18 protein-coding genes and 1 pseudogene are annotated in these 20,050 nt (G+C 63.3%); 8 read left to right on the forward strand and 11 right to left on the reverse strand.

Annotation, left to right across the window (positions count from 1 at the left end):
* A pseudogene (locus P3G66_RS27125) lies at window positions 1-152 on the forward strand (aspartate aminotransferase family protein); the annotation flags it as partial.
* Window positions 153-154: 2 nt separating this feature from the next.
* Here P3G66_RS27125 and P3G66_RS27130 read toward each other — a convergent pair.
* Window positions 155-421, reverse strand: a complete 267-nt coding sequence (locus P3G66_RS27130; RefSeq protein ID WP_042919958.1) for a hypothetical protein — start codon at window positions 419-421, stop codon at window positions 155-157.
* A 17-nt stretch (window positions 422-438) separates the two neighbouring features.
* Between P3G66_RS27130 and P3G66_RS27135 the strand changes: the two genes are divergently transcribed.
* Window positions 439-1,137 carry a hypothetical protein gene (locus P3G66_RS27135; RefSeq protein ID WP_042919956.1) on the forward strand — a complete coding sequence of 233 codons (699 nt, stop codon included), beginning with the start codon at window positions 439-441 and terminating at the stop codon, window positions 1,135-1,137.
* On the opposite strand, the gene P3G66_RS27140 is transcribed toward P3G66_RS27135, so the two are convergent.
* The 3 genes from P3G66_RS27140 to P3G66_RS27150 form a co-directional block, all read right to left on the reverse strand.
* Window positions 1,123-1,803, reverse strand: a complete 681-nt coding sequence (locus P3G66_RS27140; protein WP_214514341.1) for a PhzF family phenazine biosynthesis protein — start codon at window positions 1,801-1,803, stop codon at window positions 1,123-1,125. The two genes, P3G66_RS27135 and P3G66_RS27140, sit on opposite strands and share 15 nt — an antisense overlap.
* An 80-nt stretch (window positions 1,804-1,883) precedes the next feature.
* On the reverse strand, window positions 1,884-2,423 hold the full coding sequence (locus tag P3G66_RS27145) for a carboxymuconolactone decarboxylase family protein (protein ID WP_003942122.1): 540 nt from the start codon (window positions 2,421-2,423) through the stop codon (window positions 1,884-1,886).
* 2 nt (window positions 2,424-2,425) lie between these two features.
* Complete coding sequence (locus P3G66_RS27150; RefSeq protein WP_003942119.1) at window positions 2,426-3,013, reverse strand: peroxiredoxin; 588 nt, start codon at window positions 3,011-3,013, stop codon at window positions 2,426-2,428.
* A gap of 229 nt (window positions 3,014-3,242) precedes the next feature.
* On the opposite strand from P3G66_RS27150, the gene P3G66_RS27155 reads away from it, so the two are divergent.
* Window positions 3,243-4,163, forward strand: coding sequence for a hydrogen peroxide-inducible genes activator (locus P3G66_RS27155; protein WP_020907545.1), 921 nt, complete (start codon window positions 3,243-3,245; stop codon window positions 4,161-4,163).
* Window positions 4,164-4,191: 28 nt separating this feature from the next.
* Here P3G66_RS27155 and P3G66_RS27160 read toward each other — a convergent pair whose 3' ends face one another.
* Window positions 4,192-5,592: an FAD-linked oxidase C-terminal domain-containing protein gene (locus P3G66_RS27160; RefSeq protein WP_276117374.1), complete on the reverse strand. Its 1,401-nt coding sequence runs from the start codon at window positions 5,590-5,592 to the stop codon at window positions 4,192-4,194.
* Between the two features lie 122 nt (window positions 5,593-5,714).
* Window positions 5,715-6,563, reverse strand: a complete 849-nt coding sequence (locus tag P3G66_RS27165; protein ID WP_003942255.1) for a LysR substrate-binding domain-containing protein — start codon at window positions 6,561-6,563, stop codon at window positions 5,715-5,717.
* 56 nt (window positions 6,564-6,619) lie between these two features.
* On the opposite strand from P3G66_RS27165, the gene P3G66_RS27170 reads away from it, so the two are divergent.
* Window positions 6,620-7,027: a DUF5997 family protein gene (locus P3G66_RS27170; protein ID WP_007732807.1), complete on the forward strand. Its 408-nt coding sequence runs from the start codon at window positions 6,620-6,622 to the stop codon at window positions 7,025-7,027.
* A 53-nt stretch (window positions 7,028-7,080) separates the two neighbouring features.
* Here P3G66_RS27170 and P3G66_RS27175 read toward each other — a convergent pair whose 3' ends face one another.
* The 3 genes from P3G66_RS27175 to P3G66_RS27185 all read right to left on the reverse strand — a co-directional run bounded on the left by P3G66_RS27175 (window position 7,081) and on the right by P3G66_RS27185 (window position 11,790).
* Window positions 7,081-9,585: a DEAD/DEAH box helicase gene (locus P3G66_RS27175; protein ID WP_256520641.1), complete on the reverse strand. Its 2,505-nt coding sequence runs from the start codon at window positions 9,583-9,585 to the stop codon at window positions 7,081-7,083.
* A 26-nt stretch (window positions 9,586-9,611) separates the two neighbouring features.
* On the reverse strand, window positions 9,612-10,649 hold the full coding sequence (locus P3G66_RS27180; RefSeq protein ID WP_007732813.1) for an alpha/beta hydrolase: 1,038 nt from the start codon (window positions 10,647-10,649) through the stop codon (window positions 9,612-9,614).
* A gap of 181 nt (window positions 10,650-10,830) precedes the next feature.
* Window positions 10,831-11,790 carry a PAC2 family protein gene (locus P3G66_RS27185; RefSeq protein ID WP_003942198.1) on the reverse strand — a complete coding sequence of 320 codons (960 nt, stop codon included), beginning with the start codon at window positions 11,788-11,790 and terminating at the stop codon, window positions 10,831-10,833.
* 355 nt (window positions 11,791-12,145) lie between these two features.
* Here P3G66_RS27185 and P3G66_RS27190 point away from each other — a divergent pair, with 355 nt between their 5' ends.
* Window positions 12,146-12,901, forward strand: a complete 756-nt coding sequence (locus tag P3G66_RS27190; RefSeq protein ID WP_007732815.1) for a sensor domain-containing protein — start codon at window positions 12,146-12,148, stop codon at window positions 12,899-12,901.
* 155 nt (window positions 12,902-13,056) lie between these two features.
* The gene (locus P3G66_RS27195; RefSeq protein ID WP_037126687.1) at window positions 13,057-14,190 is read left to right on the forward strand and encodes a DUF4192 domain-containing protein; all 1,134 of its coding nucleotides are present in this window, start codon (window positions 13,057-13,059) and stop codon (window positions 14,188-14,190) included.
* Here P3G66_RS27195 and galE read toward each other — a convergent pair.
* Both galE and P3G66_RS27205 read right to left on the reverse strand, forming a co-directional pair.
* Window positions 14,187-15,176: a UDP-glucose 4-epimerase GalE gene (gene galE, locus P3G66_RS27200; protein WP_003942257.1), complete on the reverse strand. Its 990-nt coding sequence runs from the start codon at window positions 15,174-15,176 to the stop codon at window positions 14,187-14,189. The genes P3G66_RS27195 and galE overlap by 4 nt on opposite strands.
* 8 nt (window positions 15,177-15,184) lie before the next feature.
* Entirely contained in the window at window positions 15,185-15,871 is a 687-nt protein-coding gene (locus P3G66_RS27205; protein ID WP_003942150.1) for a metal-dependent transcriptional regulator, read from the reverse strand.
* Window positions 15,872-16,047: 176 nt separating this feature from the next.
* On the opposite strand from P3G66_RS27205, the gene P3G66_RS27210 reads away from it, so the two are divergent.
* Window positions 16,048-17,319: an acetoin utilization protein AcuC gene (locus P3G66_RS27210; protein WP_003942159.1), complete on the forward strand. Its 1,272-nt coding sequence runs from the start codon at window positions 16,048-16,050 to the stop codon at window positions 17,317-17,319.
* Window positions 17,312-20,023: a bifunctional GNAT family N-acetyltransferase/acetate--CoA ligase family protein gene (locus tag P3G66_RS27215; RefSeq protein WP_030536893.1), complete on the forward strand. Its 2,712-nt coding sequence runs from the start codon at window positions 17,312-17,314 to the stop codon at window positions 20,021-20,023. The genes P3G66_RS27210 and P3G66_RS27215 overlap by 8 nt, the downstream gene beginning before the upstream one ends.
* Window positions 20,024-20,050: the final 27 nt, after the last annotated feature.

A 20,050-nucleotide genomic window follows, 5' to 3' on the forward strand; every position in this document is an offset into this window, starting at 1 on the left:
CGGAGGCGTTGCCGTTTGTGAAGACGCTTCGTGAGCACGGTATTTCGGGTCGCGCTGCGGGTCAGGGTGCGATGCAGATTTCGCCGACGTTCGTCATGACCGATGATCAGGTCGCGGAGATGGCAGCAGGGATCCTCGCAGCCCTCGGCTGAAGTCAGCTGCGGCGCCGGAAGAATTTCTCGATTCGGCGCCGCACAGCGTTGGGTGCAGGTTCGAGTTCCAGAACCTCTTGTTCCGACTGCTTGGCGTAGGCCTGGGTGTACCGCTCGTGCAGTACCGAGCGAATTTCGTCCGGAGAGTAGGCCCGACGCTGGCGTTCGCCGCGCGCAACGAGAACCCCGGTGGCGGCAACGCCCATTGCACCGGCGAGGCCGACCAGTTTCCAAACGTGCGAGGCGCGCAGAGGAGTACGGAGTTTCATCCCTCTACGCTAGAGGCATGGACCGACGATTGCTTTCGCAGGTGAGTCTCGACGAGGCCGCTGCGGCGACCCGCACGGGCGACATCTGGATCTTCCGCGGAGAGTCGACGGCGGACCGGGCCATTCAGACACTGACCAACAGTCCCGTCAACCACGTCGGAATGTCGGTCGTGATCGACGACCTCCCGCCGCTGATGTGGCATGCGGAACTCGGTCACTCGCTGCAGGACATGTGGACCGGACGCTTCCAGCGTGGTGTCCAACTGCACGATCTGCGATCGGCCGTTCAGGTTTGGGGCGCCAAGTACGGGCAGCGTGGATGGTTGCGCCAGCTCGACCACGAAGTCACCCGGGAGCAGGAAGACGCTCTGCTCCAGACGATCGCGCGGCTGGACGGTACGCCTTTCCCGTCGACGGCCAAGCTTGCTTCGCGCTGGTTCGGAGGCCGAATCCCGAAGCTGCGCAAGAAGTCCGACGTATCGGCAGTGGCCGTCGAGAGCGCCTACTGCGCCGAAGTGGTTGCCAAGACCTATGAAGCGATGGGTCTGCTCGTCGGCAATCGTCGTGTCAACTGGTTCGACCCGGGCAAGTTCTGGAGTGGAGATCAGTTGCCCCTCGCGCCGGGAGTTGCGCTCGGTGACGAGATCTCGGTATCACTGAGTGCACGTGACCTCGAGGCCGGACGCAATCCCGCCGGGTACTCACAAGGTTCGTGACGGCTCGGCGACGACGCGGCCGCCGACTTCGAGCCAACCTTCCGGAGAGAAGGTCGTGTGAAGGACCGATCCGCGTCCCTGGGTGATGAGCAATGATTTCCTCAATCGGTCCGTGATGCGCAGCGCTGCAGATCCGGTCGCCTCGTCCTCGGCGATTCCCATCACCGGTGCGAACATGCGTGCGCGGATGGCAGCTTCGAGCTTGTCCTGCCATGCCCACAGATACGAATGATCCGCCTCGTAGTCGGACGGATCTGCGTCGATGACGTCGTCCACCGTGTCCATCGGATAGATCGCGAATTCCGGTGCCCATTCAGCACGCGCGCGTACCCACGTCAAAGCGCCGGATTGGCGGACGTCGACACTGCCGGCAGGAACGTCGAGGGCGCTCACGCGACGGCCCTGTTCGCCCAGCCACCACGTGGCACCGACGGTCGGGTGTCCGGCGAAGGGGAGTTCTGCTGCCGGAGTGAAGATCTGGACCCGCGCACGCGAGGCGCCGTCATCCGGAACGTCGATGAAGATGGTCTCGCTGTAGTCGAGTTCCTTCGCGACGGCTTGTCGATCCGATTCTGCAACCGTGGACGCGTCGACGATTCCCAGCGGATTCCCGTGCTTGCCGTACTCGTCCGTGAAGACCCGGACCACACTCACCTCGATACCCATCGGTCCACCCTAGCGCGCGAAAAGCCCTCCCCACCTTCACGGTGGGGAGGGCTCGTCGAACTGCACTCAGGTCCGAGTGATCAGACCTGTGCGGCAGAGAGGATCTCGTTGGCTTCGACAGCCTGTGCGACGCCCGCGACGATGGAACCGGCGCGGATCGCTTCGAAGATGACCTCGCGGTCGACACCTTCCTGGCGGAGGGTGTTCTCGTGAGCTTCGAGGCAGTGGTTGCAGCCGTTGATCGCGGACACTGCAAGCGACCACAATTCGAAGTCGGCCTTGTCGACGCCCGGGTTGCCGATGATGTTCATCCGCAGGCCGGCACGAAGGTCGTCGTACTTACCGTCGAGGTAGCCCTTGGTGCGGTAGAAGACGTTGTTCATGCCCATGATCGACGCTGCGCCGAGAGCGGCGTTGTATGCCTCTGCCGACAGGTTGTCGGCAGCCTCGGAAGCAATCTCCTTGAGCGTGGACGCAGACTTGGTGGCTGCGGCCGTTGCGAGGAGCGTTCCCCACAACTGCTGCTCGTTCAGGACCGTCGTGCGCGCAATGGAACTCAGGTTGAGCTTGAGGTCCTTCGCGTACTCGGGAAGCGAGTTCTTGAGGTTCTCGACGCTCATACTCAGACGCTCGCAGTCAGGAGCTCGCCGGCGTTGATGGTCGGGTCGCCCTTCTTCCAGTTGCATGCGCACAGCTCGTCGCTCTGGAGAGCGTCGAGGACGCGGAGAACCTCGTCGACGTTACGGCCGACGGAACCGGCTGTGACGGAGACGAACTGGATCTCGTTGTTGGGGTCGACGATGAACGTCGCGCGGTCTGCAACGCCGTCGGCGTTGAGGACGCCGGTGGCCTCGGCAAGCTCGCGCTTGAGGTCCGAGAGCATCGGGAAGGGGAGGGTCTTGAGCTCTTCGTGCTGTGCACGCCACTGGAAGTGCACGAACTCGTTGTCGACGGAAGCGCCGAGAACCTGAGCATCACGGTCTGCGAACTCTTCGTTGAGCTTGCCGAATGCAGCAATCTCGGTGGGGCACACGAAGGTGAAGTCCTTGGGCCAGAAGAAGACGATGCGCCACTTGCCTGCGTAGTCGTCACTGGTGACGGTGGTGAAGTAGTCATCGGGCTGCTGGGCATCGACCTTGGACAGGTCGCCGCCGATGACAGCCGTGAGGTTGTAAGCGGGGAACTGGTCGCCGATTGTGAGCAGAGCCATGTGTCTCATTCTCCTACGTGTCTCGTGAACAGGAATTTCTTGCGCACACGATCCGGCTGTTCGGACTGTGACGGCCGAACGTGCTGGATCGAGAGGGTTTGTCACCGTCAGCGGGTCGGACGGTTTCGACTGGAGTGTCGAGGTTGTGACCGGCGCTTTTTGGTATGAGTCCATTCTGCATCAAACCGTTCAAAAGGTAAAGGTGATGGGTGGCACTACACTGATAGGCATGTCTGATCAGACTTATCAACCTTCCTTGTCACAGCTGCGTGCCTTTGTGTCGGTGGCCGAGTACCGGCACTTCGGTACTGCCGCAGCGCGTTCCGGTGTGAGCCAACCCACACTGTCGCAGGCGCTGGCAGCTCTCGAGGCGGGACTAGGGGTCAAACTGATCGAACGTAGTACGCGGCGCGTGCTCGTGACCGCGGACGGACAGCGCTTGCTCGGTCAGGCCAAGCAAATCCTCGAGGCTGCCGACGGTTTCGTCGCGAGCGCGGCCGGCTCCGGCGACTCTCTGACCGGACCGCTACGCATCGGGTTGATCCCGACCGTTGCGCCCTACATTCTTCCGGGGTTGTTGCCGGAGCTGCGCGAGAAGCTGCCGTCGTTGGCGCCGCAAATAGTCGAGGATCAAACGGCGCGCTTGCTTGATGCCCTGCGATCGGGAGCGCTCGACGTCGCGGTGTTGGCGCTTCCTGCCGGAACACCTGGCCTGGTGGAAGTTCCTGTGTACGAAGAGGATTTTGTGATGGTCGTGCCGAACGATCATTCCTTGGCCGGACGTGTCGATCTCACGGCGGACGTGCTCGACGCGCTGCCGTTGCTCTTGCTCGACGACGGCCACTGCCTGCGCGACCAGACGTTGGATCTGTGCCGTTCGGTAGACGCCCATCCGCTTGCCGGCGACACGCGGGCTACCTCTCTCGCGACAGTCGTGCAATGTGTGGCCGGGGGACTCGGGGTGACTTTGGTCCCGGAATCGGCTGTTGCCGTGGAGGTTCGACGCGGGGACTTGTCGACGGCGCATTTCGCTTCGCCGGCTCCAGGTCGCACGATCGGCGTCGTGTTCCGCTCGTCGAGTGGCCGAGCAGAGGGATTCCGTCAGCTGGCCGAGCTGGTCCGTTCGGTCAGCCCGACGGTTCCTCGATGACGTGACTCGTTCGACGTCGACGTGAAAGCTAGTCGAGAGAGCCTTCTTTCGCGGCAATGACGGCTCCGGGATTGAGAATTCCCAGCGGGTCGAGCGCATCCTTGACCTTGCGATTGAGGGCCATGACGTCTTCACCCAACTGTGACGGCAGCCAGTCGCGCTTGAGTCGACCGACCCCGTGTTCGCCGGTGATCGTGCCGCCGAGCGCGATGGCGAGATCCATCACCCGTCCGAATGCGATCTGTGCGCGTTCGGACATGTCCGGGTCTGCGGGGTCGAAGACGATGAGCGGGTGGGTGTTTCCGTCTCCGGCGTGCGCCACCGTGCAGATCAGGACGTCGAGGTCGTCTGCGATGGCTTCGACCCCGGTTACCAGCTGGGGGAGTGCGCGCATGGGAACGCCCACGTCTTCGAGAAGCAGACTTCCCATCGCGAGCACGGCCGGGAACACCGCTCGCCGTGCCGCCGCAAAAGCGTCACCTTCGGCCTGGTCATCGGTGGCGAATACTTCGGTGGCTCCGTTGTTTTCGCACGCCTGAACAATCGTCTCGATTTCCAGCACGCCTGCCGCGCCGGGTGCGTCGGACTGCGCGAGCAGTAGTGCGTGAGCCTTGCGGTTGAGACCCATGCGTACCGAATCCTCGACAGCATTGATACTGGCGTGATCCATGAACTCGAGCATCGCCGGACGCATGTTGCTGGTGATCGCCAAGACCGCGTCGGCAGCTTCTTGTACCGAGTCGAACGACGCGACGACGGTTGATGCGGGCGGCTGCGCGGGAATCAAACGCAACGTGATTTCCGTGATGATGCCGAGAGTCCCCTCGCTGCCCACGAACAGTTTGGTGAGGGAGAGTCCGGCGACGTCCTTGAGAAGGGGACCTCCGAGGCTGACAGCTGTACCGTCCGCCAGCACGACCCGGAGTCCGAGAACGTAGTCGGTGGTAACTCCGTACTTGACGCAGCAGAGTCCGCCGGCGTTGGTGGCTGCATTGCCGCCGATGGAACAGATCTCGAAGGACGACGGGTCAGGTGGGTACCAGAGTCCGTGTTCTGCGGCTGCTTTCTTGACCTCGGCATTCATCAAACCGGGCTGAGTAACCGCCACCCGGGCGACCGGGTCGATCGTGATCTGTCGCATTCGCTCGGTGCTGACCACTATGCAACCGTCGACGGCGCTGGATCCACCGGACAGGCCCGAGCCGGCACCTCTGGGAACCACCGGCACGCGGTTGGCGGTTGCCCAGCGCATCACTGTTTGGATGTCTTCGGTGCACGTAGCGCGAACCACGGCAGCGGGACGGCCGGCGGTCGGGTCGGCGGCCCAGTCCTGGCGGTAGCCCGCGGTCACATCCGGATCCAGCAGGACGGCTCCCTCGGGGAGTGCCGCTACCAATTCGTCGAGGGCTGAAGAACTCGCGGGAGTCATGCTCTCATCATGCTCGACGGAGTTCGACGATGCGCCAATTCGCGAGACCACGGCCCGACTCTGTCGCGCCTGATCAGTTCAGCGTTGTCCGGCAGCGATCCTCCGAGTTGCCAGTTGAAGCCCTAGCGGCCCTTCTGCTTTCCGGAGAACCGGCCACCCGAACTCTTGGTCCCACCGGACTTGCCGCTGCCTGATTTGCCGCCCGCCTTGGCTTTGCCGGAACCGGCGTTGCGGCCGGAAATGTTTTTCGCGGTGCCGGCGCCCTTTGCTTTCTGTCCGTTCTTGGCAGCTTCTGCGCGACGCTCGCGGGCCGCGATCTTGGCCTTGACGGAGCCCTTGATCTTCTCCGCCGGCTCACCGTTTCGGCCGCGGGAACTCTGCGCCGTTCGGCCCCGCACGATGCCGATAAGTTCCTCGACCAGATCTGTGGTCTTGGACTCCATCCATGCCAAAGCCACAGGAGCCTCGGGCGCACCGTCCACCGGACGGAAGGTCAGGTCCTTGCGATGGTGGAACCGCGCCAGCGAATGGGGAACCACGACAACTCCGACACCGGCGGCCACCAACTCGATGGCGTCGGCGATCGTCGCGGGTCGCTCGGCGGCGGTCTTTCCGGGACGGGTCGGCCAGTCGAGTCTGTCGTCGAGAGGATCGAGCACTATCTCGTCGGCCAGATCGTCGACGGAAATCTGATCGACAGTAGTGAATACGTGATCTTTCGGTACCACCACCACCGGGGTTTCCGCGTACAGCGAGATGGCGCTGATGCCGGTCCGGTCGATCGGCAGTCGAACCAAACCTGCATCTGCTTCACCGGCGCGAAGTGCAGCTTCGAGTTCGAGAACCGGGAACTGAACAAGTTCCAGACGCACCTCGGGGAGCCGCTCGTGCCACACCCGGACCCACTTGGTGGGCGTCACCCCCGGGGCGTACGCGAGTCGAAAAATTGCCTGACTATCCGCGTCTGTCACCAGGCAAGGCTACCGCCTTGGTAAAAGCACCCGTATCGGCTGGTTACTCTTGTTGCATGACGTCGAACAAAACTCCCCAGACGATGAAGCCGACGACGGCTGCCAAGAAGCTGGGTGTGTACCTGGAAGCAACACCTGCGCAGTTCCAGGAAGGCGACGTGACTCGTGACGAGCTGACCGCTCTGCAGACCGATCCGCCGGAGTGGCTGCTGGAGCTGCGACGCACCGGACCGCACCCTCGCCCGGTCATCGCAGCCAAGCTGGGCGTATCGATCGCCGGCCTGGCCCGCGGCGGCGTGGAAGAAGCACTCACCACGGATCAGATCGCCGCACTCCTCGAAGAGAAGCCCGAATGGCTCGAAAAGGAACGCGCTGTTCAGGCCGAGGTGCGGGCCGAGAACGTTCGCATCAAGGAAAAGCGCGCTGCTCGCCGCAACCAGCCGCGGAAGGCTCGAAGGGGCTGACGCCCCCTGTGCGCCTTTTTGGTAGCGCCGACTACCAAAAAGGCGCACAGGCGCTAGCCTTCCACGACGCTCAGCTCGTCGAACACGATTTCACCCGCGGCATCCGATTCCGGGATGTCGACGACGGCAAGCAGTGCCCATCCGTGATCGCCCTCCGGATCCTCGAGCACCTGCCGCACCCGCCAGAACTCACCCTCTTCGGTGACCTGGAAGAGCGCCGGCCCGCGCGCCGATGGCCCGGTTCCGATTGTTGCGTACTCCTCGAAGTACGGGAGTAGTTGCTCCTCCCACTCGGCGGCGTCGATACCGTCCTCGAGGTTTTCCAGCTCGTTCCACTGCCGACGCGACGCGAGGTCGATGCGTCGGAACATCGCATTGCGCACCATGACGCGGAATGCGCGCGGGTTCGCCGAGATGGGACGGGGAATGTCGGCGCCGAACGCAACCTCTTCCGTATCTGCCTCGGCTCCGGGGTCGGTGAGTGACTCCCATTCGTCGAGCAGGCTCGAGTCGACCTGACGGATCAGCTCGCCCAACCACTCGATGATGTCTTCGAGTTCCTCGGTGCGCGCTTCCGTCGGGACGGTCTGTCGCAGCGCGCGGTAGGCGTCGGCGAGGTAGCGCAGGACGAGGCCCTCGGACCGGGTGAGTCCGTAATGGCTTATCAACTCGGCAAACGTCATGGCGCGTTCGATCATGTCGCGCACCACGGACTTGGGGGAGAGGGCGAACTCGGTGATCCACGGGTGGCCACCCCGGTACATTTCGAAAGCCGGGAACAGCAAGTCCGACAACGGTTTCGGCCACGTAACCTCTTCGAGGAGTTCCATGCGCTCCTCGTACTCAATGCCGTCGGCCTTCATCTGCGCAACCGCTTCGCCACGAGCGAAGTGCTGCTGCGCCATCAGAACCTGACGCGGATCGTCGAGCGTCGACTCGATGATCGAGACGACATCGAGTGCGTAACTGTCGGATTCGACGTCGAGAAGTTCGAATGCCGCCAAGGCGAACGGTGAGAGTGGCTGGTTCAAGGCGAAGTCGCGTTGCAGGTCCATCGTCAACCGAGCCATGCGGCCGTACTCGTCGGGTTCGTCGAGGCGTTCCACGATGCCGGCGCTGAGCAATCCGCGATACAGCGAGACCGCTTTGAGGATGTGCTTGCGCTGCGCCGGACGCGATTCGTGGTTGTCCTCCAACAGGTGCCGCATCGCGTCGAAGCAGTTACCCGGGCGGGCAATGACATTGAGCAGCATCGAGTTGCTGACCGAGAATCGCGACACCAACGGTTCGGGCGATGCGGCGACCAAGCGATCGAACGTCGCTTCGCTCCAGGATACAAACCCCTCGGGAGCCTTCTTGCGTTGAATCTTCTTGATCTTCTTCGGATCGTCGCCGGCCTTGGCGACTGCCCGCAGATTCTCTACTTCGTGTTCGGGTGCCTGGACGACGACGGTGCCCATCGTGTCGTAGCCTGCACGACCCGCGCGACCGGCGATCTGATGGAACTCGCGGGCTTTCAGATGCCGAGTGCGGACGCCGTCGTACTTGGCCAGACCCGTGAGCAGCACCGTGCGGATCGGGACGTTGATGCCGACGCCGAGGGTGTCGGTACCGCAAATCACCTTGAGAAGCCCGTCCTGTGCGAGAACTTCGATGAGCCGTCGGTACTTGGGCAGCATGCCCGCATGGTGAACGCCGATGCCGTGCCGGACCAGGCGGGAGAGTGTTTTTCCGAACCCGGTGGTGAAGCGGAAACCACCCAGCGCCTCGGCGATCGCTTCCTTCTCTTCTTTGGAACAGAAGTTGACGCTCGTCAGTGCCTGGGCGCGTTCGAGGGCGGCGGCCTGCGTGAAATGCACGATGTAGACGGGGGACTGGTTGGTGGTCACCAGATCTTCGATGGTTTCGCCGACCGGCGTGGTCGCATACGAGAACATCAGCGGCACGGGGCGTTCTGTGCCGGAGACGACGGTGGTGGGTTTCCCGGTACGCCGCGTCAGATCTTCGGAGAAGAAGTCGACCTCACCGAGAGTTGCCGACATCAACAGGAACTGGGCGTGCGGCAACTCGATGAGCGGAACCTGCCACGCCCAACCTCGATCGGGTTCGGAGTAGAAGTGGAACTCGTCCATCACGACCTGGCCGATATCGGAGTTCGGGCCCTCGCGCAGTGCAAGATTCGCGACGATTTCGGCCGTCGCACAAATGATCGGCGCCGACGAGTTCACGGCGGCGTCGCCGGTCATCATGCCGACGTTCTCGGCACCGAAGACCTCACACAGTGCAAAGAACTTCTCGCTCACGAGCGCCTTGATCGGCGCTGTGTAATAGGTGCGCTTGCCGAGCGACATCGCATAGAAATGCGCGCCGATCGCCACCATCGATTTGCCTGACCCGGTCGGCGTCGCAAGGATCACGTTTGCACCCGAGACCAACTCCATGACGGCCTCTTCTTGGGCCGGGTAGAGCGTCAAACCTCGTTCGATGGTCCACGAAGAGAAGGCGTCGAAAACGGAATCAGGATCCGCGTTGTCGGGGAGAAGTTCCGTCAGCAGCACTCGTACAGGCTAGCCGCAACCGTGGATCAGGTTGCGCTTCGCTCGTCCGAGCCCATGGCGTCGAGCACAGCCATGCGGGTGGACGACGTTCCGGTGATGGTGTTCTCGCCGACCCCGGAGATCAGCATGTGGCGCCAGCGAGCCTCGTCGAAGACGAGTGGTGCGGTGCTGGAAAGAAAATCTTCGACGATCTGCAGGAAACGCATCGGATCGTCGCGGAACGGGAAGTGGCCCGAGCCGCGGAAGACTTCGAGGCGTGAGTTCGGCATCGCCGCGTGCGCGAGATGAGCGTGGGAGACGGGAATGACGGAGTCGTCGTCGCCCCAGATCAGTTGAACCGGCAGATTCTCGGTCAGATAACAGCGGTCGAGCATCGTGACGACCTGTCCGCGCCAGTCCACGACGGCCCGCAGCGTACGAAGGTAGGCCTCGTAGGCAGTGGGGTCGGGGAGATCAGCGAGCACGCGAATCAGGTCCGGTGTGTCGTGCAACATGGTGCCGGGACGCAGATTTGAACCGTGAACTACGCCGGCAAGGTTCCCGGCCATCCGGACGAGCGGCATCGCACCAGGTATCCGGAGCAGCTTTACCACCTCGTTGACCACCGGAACGGACATGAGGCGAAGCAGCGGATGGACGTCCTTGGTGACGCCACCGGCCGAGACCAGCACGAGGCGATCCACCATGTGTGGGAATTGGTAGGAGAACTGCATCGCTACGCCGCCGCCGAGCGAGTGCCCGATGACGGTGACGTGCTCGATGCCGAGCGTCGACAGAAGATCCCGCATGCCGTTGGCGTACGCGGCTACCGAGTAATCCGCGCGTGGCTTGTCGGAACGGCCGTGACCCAACAGGTCAGGTGCGATGACCGTGTACTTCTTGGCGAGGTGGGGAATGATCTCGGTCCACGTCGACGAGTTGTCGCCGATTCCGTGCAGGAGCAGTACTGCCGGACCCTCGCCGGCTATCCGAAATGCGCGTCGGTAGCCGTGAATCGTCCGGAACATCATCCGCGGTTCCTCGTCGGGGACCGGTCGGAGCTGACGGTTCCGTGGTCTGCTCATGTCGCCTCCTGGCTCGGCGTGTGACCACGTTGACTGTCTGCTCCAGTTGTTGAGCCGTCAACGAAAATCACACAGAGTTTGAGGCTATCCGACGGATGTGTCCTGAACAACAGCCCAGGTAACGGAGGGGTTGCGGAATGCGCACAATGTCGAATTATGCGCCCCGCCCGTCACATTTTCGTCAGTTGTCGCCTCGATCGAGGTCTCCAGCTGAGCCGAAGTCGTCATTTCCTGCCTGTTCGGCCAGGAACTTTTCGAACTCTGCGCCGATCTCGTCACCGCTGGGAAGGTCGGCCTCGCCGGCCAGAAGGGACGACTGTTGTTCCTGAGCGGCGACAAAAGTGTCGTATTGACGCTCCAAAGCGTGGACTACAGTCTGAACTTCTTCGTTCCCGGCTATGTGCTCGTTAACCTGTTCCCGAACGCGCGCCGCGGCCTCACCCAGTGCCACCAAGGGCAACTCCAGATCCGAAACCTCGGAAACGTTTTCGAGCAAAGTTTCTGCGGCGCCCGGGTAGTCCGTTTGCGCGAGGTAGTGGGGGACATGCACCGAAAAGCCCATCGCCTCGTGCCCGTGCTGAGACATACGAAGCTCGAGCAGTGATGATGCGCTGCCGGGAACCTGCAGTTCACCTGACCAACGCTGATGGTCCTGGATCAGGTCCTTGTTGGTCGAATGTGCTGTCACACCGAGCGGTCGGGTGTGCGGGATTGCCATCGGAATCGCGTTGAGTCCGATGGTTCGACGCACTCCCAACTGTTCGGACAACAGTCGAACAGCTGTGGTGAACCGCTCCCACTTGAGGTCCGGTTCCATCCCTGCGAGCAGCAGGAACGGCGTGCCGGCCGTATCGCGCAGTGCGTACAGATTGAGCGCCGGAGCGTCGTAATCGGAGAAGTGATCGGCCTTGAACGTCATCGTCGGTCGACGCGAGCGGTAGTCGATCAGCTCGTCGACAGCAAACGACGCGACAAGCTCGGTCTCGAGGCTTTCGCGCAGATGCGTCGTCGCCAACTTCACGGCGTGACCGGCGTCGGAGTAACCCTCGAGTCCGTGAATCAGGATCGGTCCCTGGCCGTCGGCAGCCGCCAACTGGGGCGCCGGAAATTCCAGCTCGTACATCCTCGACTGTTCGTCCATCGCAGTCCCCTTCGCTCTTCGGTCTTGATCTCAAGTGTCCACTATCGGCGCACGCTCGACAGCATCGGAGTCAGGTGCCCGACAGCACTGGATCAGACGTTCATCGGTAAGAACACCGAGTCGGTGACCGATCATTCCCGATCCGACGAGACGGGCGTTCGCCGAGAGCGAAGCTGAGCGGTATCTTTCGACACTTGGCCTGGGCGTTCGCTAGATGTCGGGTGCGCGGCTTCGGACATGGCAGAGTGGAACACAAGGTCGGCACGGCTGATTTGTCCGAAATGGATTGGTCGATTGTCGGGATCGGTCGAGTGCGGAGGCTTACATGCGGGTGTGTCCACGATCGTCCAGGCGAGTGGCCGCATGCTCACTTGCTGCGGTGGCCGCCGTTGCACTACTCGCGGGCTGCTCCGGGTCTGTCCAAGGAGCACCCGTTCCGGACTCCGCGCCGGCGACTGCCGGTGCGACCGACAGCGGCACGGCGGCGCCGAGTACGACGGCTGCACCCAAATCCTCGACGCCGAAATCCACCTCTCCGAAAACGGCGGCACCGCTGTCCGAACTGCTGCTGACTCCCGAGGAATTCCCCGAGCCCTTCGGCGCTGTTGTGCTGCCCCCGCAGGCCGTTCCGATGGCAGCGCCGGATCTAGTCGGCGTCCCGCGCGGTGCCACCGTCGATCCGTCCGAATGTGAGCCACCGGAACAGGATTACGGTCCGAACGGGACCGTGATGGCGGTCGGGACCGACAACGCGACGAGGGCAACGATTTCGGTTGAACTCACGAAGGTCGATGCACCACTGGACGAGTTGGAAGCGCAAACTCGGCAGTGCCCGTCCATGACTGTCACTGCGAACGGCGTCACTACGGCAGTGACGACGGAAATTCTTCCGCCGTCGCCGATCGATGCCGACAAGACGATGTCACTTCGCCGCACTGTCGTGTCTCCCAAGGCCACAGCCGGTGATCAGACGATGCTGACCTTGATCGCGCAGGTCGGCGACGTACGGGTGGCGACAACACTGATGACGTTCGGTTCTGCGACGCCCTCGACGGCACCGCTGGATCAAGCGTTCACTGCAGCCGTGCAGAAGGTCAAAGCAGGCAAGTGATTTCGCAGCACACAGGTACGACAAGTAGCGGAGCTGCTCGGTGCGGCGCGGTACTTGGTCCCCAACAAATGCGGTAATCCACAGACGAGTTGGACGCAGCTGTTTTCCCTGGTCGAGCAGACGGCCGGGTCAGGGTGATCAGCGACGGTGTGTGCATGACGACATCACCTCTTCCGGGAGAATTCGAATTCTCCGACGACGACCTTGCCGCCCTTCTCGGATGCGTCGAACGCGTCTCCGATCCAGGCGAATTGATCGCGGCAATACCCGCACTCCTGGGCTTCCACCCGTCCAACTCTGTGGTTGCGCTGTCTCTGATGGGCGCCTCCGCCTCGACGCTCGGACCAGTGATGCGGCACGACTACTTTCCCAGTGTCAGGGGAAAGCCCGCGAGGCAGATGAGCGCGGCGCTGCGCCAGTTCGCCGCCGTCTGTGACGGGGAAGGCGCGCGTGCGGTCGTTCTCGTGGTGATCACCGATTGCTCGGCAGCTGAAACTCTGATCGATGAAACCATCGAGCTGGCCGAGGTATTCGAAGACATGCTCGGCGGAACCTGCGTCGAGCTGGCCGACGTATTGTGCACGGCCGCAATAGAATCTGGCCAGCCGTGGACGAGCGTCATGCGTTCGATTCACCGCGGCACCCTGCCAGACCCGGCATCTTCGTCGGTTGCGGCAGCACAGGTGTTGGGCGGGAGGGTCATTCGCCGTTCGCGTGAGGAACTGGTCCGGTGGGTACACGGCGCCGCTCGCAATCACGACACGATTGCCCGACTGATCGCGAGCCGACGAGAGTCGAGCGCGCACAGAGGGGGACCGAGCGGTGAAACCGCAGTTCAGCGCCGGATCGATCTGGTGTTGGAACATGTCCGCCGTGTCGAGGCAGGCGCTCACCGCCCTGACCCGCAGGAATGCGCCGATCTGGTGGTCGCATTGACGGACGTACGCGTGCGCGACGTGGTGCTGGGATTGGCGATCACGTCCGTTGCGGCACATGCTGAGCAATTGTGGCTCGTGCTCACCCATGAAGTACCGTCGCCCGAACGAGCTTGGCCGGCAACACTTCTCGGCTTCTTTGCTTACGTGCGTGGCGACGGCCCTCTGGCAGGTGTTGCGCTGTCGGCCGCACTGTCGGCCGATTCGGAACACACCTTGGCGGGATTGCTGGATCTATCGCTGCAATCCGGTGTGCGCCCCGACGGAATCCGTGACCTCGCGGCCGTCGGATTGTCCATCGGGGAATCGCTCGGAATCACCGGCTTGCCGCCGGCACTGCCGAGTGGAAGCTAGCGAGCAGCGTGTGAGCGGTCGCCCAGATCCTGGAGGAACTGCCATGCGTCGGCGACGATGACGTCGAGATCGGTACGCGTGGGCGTCCAACCGAGCTCGGCAATCGCCTTGTCGCTCGATGCGATCAGTACCGCCGGATCACCTAGCCGTCGTGACGCGTCCTCGACGTTGATCGGCAGGCCGGTGACCCGCGCACAGGCGGCGATCACCTCGCGCACGCTGAAGCCGGCACCGCTTCCGAGGTTGTAGATGCGGTGCTCGCCGGGAACCGAGGATTCGAGCGCCAGTAGATGTGCTTCGGCGAGGTCCAGCACGTGGATGTAGTCGCGTACCGCGGTTCCGTCCGGCGTGGGCCAGTCGGTTCCGAAGACCGAGATCTTGTCCCGCTGTTCGAGCGCGACCTGCAGGACGAGTGGAATCAGGTGGGTTTCGATCACCCGGTTCTCGCCGGCGGACTTGTACGCACCTGCGACGTTGAAGTAGCGCAAGCTCGTCGCACCGAGGCCGTGGGCGATCGAGTACGAGGTGATCGCATGATCGATCGCGAGCTTGGTCGCGCCGTACGGATTGGTGGGGCGGGTCGGAGCGGTCTCCACGATGGGGGACTGCTCCGGTTCGCCGTACGTAGCTGCGGTGGACGAGAACACGAGGCGCGGAGTACCGGAGACACGGATCGCCTCGAGCAACTCGATGGTCGTGACGACGTTTCCGCGCCAGTACTTTTCGGGGTGCAGCACCGATTCGCCGACCAGCGACTGCGCCGCGAAGTGAAGCACACCGTCGAAAACCGGTGAACCCGCACTGCCGAGGACGTCGGCAGCAAGCGCTCCCACGTCTCCTTCGATGAACTCGGCACCGGCAGGCACCGCGTCGGCATTTCCGGTGGAGAGGTCGTCGATGACGACAACCTCGTGTCCACGCTCGAGCAACACAGTGCTGCACACACTGCCGACGTAACCGGCGCCGCCGGTGACCAGGAGTTTCATCTACTTCCTCAGACCTGCTTGACCTGAACGGCGTGAGCCATTTCCTCGGACAGGTCGAACCCGCTGTGACCCGGCACGATGATCGTCACCGAGCCCGGACGGGTTTCGACCGTCACCCTGGCGTCGGGAACGACGCCGGCGTCACGCAGCTGCGCGATCACCTCGGGATCGGACTGCACGTGCTCGGCCAGTCGCCGAACGACCACAGCTGTCTGTGCGCCGTGCGGAATATCGGTCAGGCGCACCAATGTTTCGGTGGTGGCAACCGGGCCGTCGAGTCCCAACTGGTCCAAGCCCGGAATCGGGTTGCCGTAGGGCGACGTCGTGGGGTTGTTCAGAACGACGACGAGCCGACGCTCGACCTCCTCGCTCATCACGTGCTCCCAACGGCATGCCTCGGCATGTACGTCTTCCCATTTGAGACCGATGACGTCCACCAGCAGGCGCTCTGCCAACCGGTGCTTACGCATGACAGAGATCGCGAGATCGCGACCCTTGTCGGTGAGTTCCAGATGTCGATCGCCGGCGACCATCAGCAAGCCGTCACGCTCCATACGCGCAACAGTCTGGCTGACGGTGGGTCCGCTCTGTTCGAGCCGTTCGGCGATCCGCGCCCGGAGTGGGACTACGCCCTCTTCTTCCAAGTCGTAGATCGTCCGGAGATACATCTCCGTGGTGTCGACTAGATCCTTCACACTCAACCCCTTCGTCAGTTGATCATTCTACCGTTCAGTTCGTGGTTCCGGTGCCGCCTCCACCGCGGCGAGTCCAGCGCGTGTCCGAATTGGATTCGTGTCACTCGATCTCGGTCTCCGAAGCGGGCCACGAGTGTGGTGTGCAGCACGAAACGAGAAGGAAGTAGCGTGATCCCATGACCGCGTCGATCAGATCTGACGGGGACCCCGCGGCGTCTCGAGCGAATCGAGTCGTGGTGTGGAGTCCGGAGTACCTGAGCTATCGGTGGAGCGCCGATCACCCGATGAATCCCACTCGCCTCGATCTCACGATGGCACTCTCGCGAAGCCTCGGACTTCTCGAGGGCATCGAATTTCTCGAACCGAGTGCCGCGTCCGATGCCGACCTCCTCAGAATCCACACACCGGCATATCTTGCAGCGGTCAAAGACGCGGGTAACTCTGCGAACAACGGTGTGAGCGGCCAGGATGTTCCCCACGGGCTCGGTACCGAGGACAACCCGGTCTTCCCGCACATGCACGAAGCCAGTGCGATCCTCGCCGGCGGCTCGCTGGCCGCAGCGCAGGAAATCGCTTCGGGACGTACGAGGCGCGCGGTCAGCATAGGCGGCGGCATGCACCACGCGATGGCGGATTGGGCCTCTGGATTCTGCGTCTACAACGATGCGGCGGTTGCGATTTCGTGGCTGCTCGACAACGGCTACGACCGCATCGCCTACATCGACGTCGACGCTCACCACGGCGACGGAGTGCAACATGCGTTCCTCGGGGACCCGCGGGTGCTCACGGTCTCGCTGCATCAGCACCCGGCAACCTTGTGGCCGAACACCGGATGGTCGAGCGAGGTCGGCGACGGGGCCGCCGAAGGTACGGCGGTGAACATCCCGGTGCTGCCCGGAACCGTCGACGCGTTGTGGCTGCGTGCATTTCACGCCGTCGTCCCGGGAGCCATTGCAGCCTTCCGCCCGCAGATCATCATCAGCCAGTGCGGAGTCGACTCGCACCGCGAGGACCCGCTCGCGGATCTCGCCCTCACCGTCGACGGTCAGCGCGCCGCGTTCCTGGCGATGCGTGACCTCGCCGACCGCTACTCCGAGGGGCGGTGGCTGGCAGTCGGAGGCGGGGGATACGGACTGGTGCGCGTCGTGCCGAGGGCATGGACTCACTTGATCGCTGCAGCGCTCGATCGCGAGATCGACGTCGACACCGCTGTCCCGGAAGACTGGAAGGAATCGACGAAGCTGCGAGCGCCGAGCGTCGACCTCCCGCCGACCATGGGGGACGGCGGCGATGTCGCCTACACGCCGTGGGACGGCCCGGGTGGTACACCGGAGACAGGTGTCGCCTCGGTGGACCGTGCACTCACCCGTATCGACTCGGCGATCATCGCGACACGTCGCGCTTCGTTCCCGCTACTCGGACTCGACCCGGAGGATCCCCGTGACTGAACAGTCCGATACCGAAGCTGCCGGCGGCGAGGCGAGCGGCCAGGCGCCGAAGACCGACCCCGCTCACACCTATCCCCATTCCTGGGTAGTCGATGTTCTCGCCTCCGACGGCGGAGCGGTGGCGTTGCGACCCATCGTTCCCGAAGACGCGGACAAGCTCGTCGAATTCCACGGCAAACTCTCCGAGCGCACCCGGTATCTGCGCTACTTCGGCCCGTACCCCACGATGTCGGCGCGCGACGTCAAGAACTTCACGACGGTCGACCACCACAACCGCGTGGCGTTCGTGATGATGCTCGGCGACGAGATCATCGCGGTGGGTCGATACGAGCGACTGCTCGACGTCGGTGACGGAAAGTCTGCCGAGGTCGCCTTCGTCGTCGCCGACGCACACCAGGGGCGCGGCCTCGGCCCGATCCTGCTCGAGTACCTGGCAGCGGCAGCGGCCGAGAACGGTCTGACGATGTTCGTCGCCGAGGTCCTCTCCGAGAACCGCAACATGGTGACGGTGTTCCGTGAGGCGGGGTATCAGGTGAGCCGCTCTTTCGACGGTGGCGTGCTGAGACTCGAATTCGCGATCGACCCGACGGAAGCGCTTGTTTCAGTACGTAATTCGCGTGAGCGGGCAGCTGAGGCCCGCAGCATGGGAAACGTGCTCAGCCCGCGATCGGTGGCGGTGATCGGCGCATCAGCGGACCCGGCCAAAGTGGGTAACGCGGTGTTGACCAACCTGCTGCGCGGCGGATTCACCGGACCGGTCTATCCCGTCAACGCGGAGCATCGTTCGGTACACGGCGTTCGGGCATATCCGACGGTTCGTGACATCCCCGACGACGTCGATCTCGCCGTCGTGGCTGTACCTGCAGAATCGATCAATTCGGTACTCGACGACTGCCTCGACAAGGGCGTCAAAGCGCTGGTGGTCGTCTCGTCGGGCTTCAGTGAGAGTGGTCCGGACGGGCGCTCGTCCGAACGCAAACTGGTCCATGCAGCGCGCGCTCACGGTATGCGCCTCATCGGCCCGAATGCGCTGGGTGTCGCGAACAACGACCCGGCGATTTCGTTGAATGCGACGCTCGCGCCGGTCTTGCCGGTGGCAGGCAACGTCGGCTTCTTCTGTCAGTCCGGCGCGCTCGGTATCGCCATTCTCGACGAAGCCGCGCGCAGCCGAATCGGATTGTCCGCCTTCGTTTCCGCCGGTAACCGTGCGGACGTCTCGGGTAACGACCTTCTGCAGTACTGGGATTCCGACCAGTCCACCGAAGTGGTCCTTCTCTATCTGGAGAGCTTCGGCAACCCACGGAAGTTCTCTCGCATCGCGCGTCGAGTTGCGCGGAAGAAGCCGATCGTCGCAGTGAAGAGCGGTCGGCACGCGGTTCCGCCGGTGCTCGCCGCCACCGGAGTCGAGATCGACGATTCGATCGTCCGCGCCCTCTTCGAACAGGCGGGCGTCATTCAGGTCGGGTCCATTTCACAATTGTTCGACTGCGCCTTGCTCTTCGGATACCAACCGTTGCCCGCCGGCCCCCGGCTTGCGGTCATCGGCAACTCGACCGCGCTCGGTGTCCTTGCTGCGGACGCGGCCCGCAGTGAAGGTCTGCAGGTCAGCGACCCGGTCGACCTCGGCGCCCAGGCGAGTCCGGAACTGTTCGCCACTGCCGTGCGCGACGCTTTGGCGTCGTTCGACGTCGATGCCGTCATTGCCGTCTTCGTTCCTCCGGTCGCCATTCCGGTCGAGCCGTTTGCGAAAGCACTCAAGGACGCCGTCGCAGGCTCGGACAAGCCGATTCTCACCACGTTCCTCGCAGCTGAGGGTGTGCCGGACGTCCTGGCGGTTCGTGACGAAGTCGGTAACCCGACCCGCGGTTCGGTGCCGTCCTACCCGGGGCCGGAGCGTGCCGCCCTGGCGTTGGCGAGGGCTTGGCGATATGCGGAGTGGCGCAGCAAGCCTGCGTCGAAGGTGGTTCGCCCCGTGGGTATCGACTCCGAGCGAGCCCAGAAGATGGTGGCAGATTGGCTTGAAAACTCTCCTGGCCGTTGGCTTTCAGATGTGGAAGCGGCGGCGCTGCTCGAGTGTTACGGGGTCGCCGTCGTCGAATTCCGTTCGGTCCTGAGCGAAGACGAAGCAGTAGAGGCAGCGGATGCTGTCGGCTACCCGGTCGCGGTCAAGGCAACCGGCGAAATGTGGCGACACCGACCGGATCTGGGCGGCGTCAGGCTGGATCTGAGTGGACCGGAATCGGTGCGCCTCGCTTACCGAGATCTTGCGGCCGCGTCGGGTGAACCGCTGCTGCACGTGCAGAAAATGGCAACCAAGGGCATCGGATGTGTGGTTGGTGTCCAAGACGACCCGTCGTTCGGTTCGCTGATCTCGTTCGGGCTCGCCGGTGTGATCTCCGATCTCCTCGGTGACCGTGCCTATCGCGTACTGCCACTCACCGAGGACGCTGCTACGGAATTGATCGACGCGCCCAAGGCCGCGCCGCTTCTCTCCGGATACCGCAACGCCGTTCCGGTCAACAAGGGTGCGTTGGTTGACTTGGTCCAGCGCATCTCGGCGCTGGCCGACGACATTCCCGAAGTCCGCGAACTGGCCTGTGAGCCGGTACTCGCTTCGGCTACCGGCGCGGAGATCACCGATTCACGTGTCCGAATCGGACCTGAGCCGAGCGCAATCGACCTGGGGCCCAGGCGGCTGCGGTAGACACAGCGAACAACACCGGCCACCGCA

Source organism: Rhodococcus sp. C3V, assembly GCF_029269915.1.
Classification (GTDB): Bacteria; Actinomycetota; Actinomycetes; order Mycobacteriales; family Mycobacteriaceae; genus Rhodococcus_F; species Rhodococcus_F qingshengii.

Bases quoted from the DNA above. Each gene is read 5' to 3' on its own strand.
- P3G66_RS27130 (WP_042919958.1), bottom strand. From the start codon at position 421: ATGAAACTCCGTACTCCTCTGCGCGCCTCGCACGTTTGGAAACTGGTC.
- P3G66_RS27135 (WP_042919956.1), top strand. From the start codon at position 439: ATGGACCGACGATTGCTTTCGCAGGTGAGTCTCGACGAGGCCGCTGCG.
- P3G66_RS27140 (WP_214514341.1), bottom strand. From the start codon at position 1,803: ATGGGTATCGAGGTGAGTGTGGTCCGGGTCTTCACGGACGAGTACGGC.
- P3G66_RS27145 (WP_003942122.1), bottom strand. From the start codon at position 2,423: ATGAGCGTCGAGAACCTCAAGAACTCGCTTCCCGAGTACGCGAAGGAC.
- P3G66_RS27150 (WP_003942119.1), bottom strand. From the start codon at position 3,013: ATGGCTCTGCTCACAATCGGCGACCAGTTCCCCGCTTACAACCTCACG.
- P3G66_RS27155 (WP_020907545.1), top strand. From the start codon at position 3,243: ATGTCTGATCAGACTTATCAACCTTCCTTGTCACAGCTGCGTGCCTTT.
- P3G66_RS27160 (WP_276117374.1), bottom strand. From the start codon at position 5,592: ATGACTCCCGCGAGTTCTTCAGCCCTCGACGAATTGGTAGCGGCACTC.
- P3G66_RS27170 (WP_007732807.1), top strand. From the start codon at position 6,620: ATGACGTCGAACAAAACTCCCCAGACGATGAAGCCGACGACGGCTGCC.
- P3G66_RS27180 (WP_007732813.1), bottom strand. From the start codon at position 10,649: ATGAGCAGACCACGGAACCGTCAGCTCCGACCGGTCCCCGACGAGGAA.
- P3G66_RS27185 (WP_003942198.1), bottom strand. From the start codon at position 11,790: ATGGACGAACAGTCGAGGATGTACGAGCTGGAATTTCCGGCGCCCCAG.
- P3G66_RS27195 (WP_037126687.1), top strand. From the start codon at position 13,057: ATGACGACATCACCTCTTCCGGGAGAATTCGAATTCTCCGACGACGAC.
- galE (WP_003942257.1), bottom strand. From the start codon at position 15,176: ATGAAACTCCTGGTCACCGGCGGCGCCGGTTACGTCGGCAGTGTGTGC.
- P3G66_RS27210 (WP_003942159.1), top strand. From the start codon at position 16,048: ATGACCGCGTCGATCAGATCTGACGGGGACCCCGCGGCGTCTCGAGCG.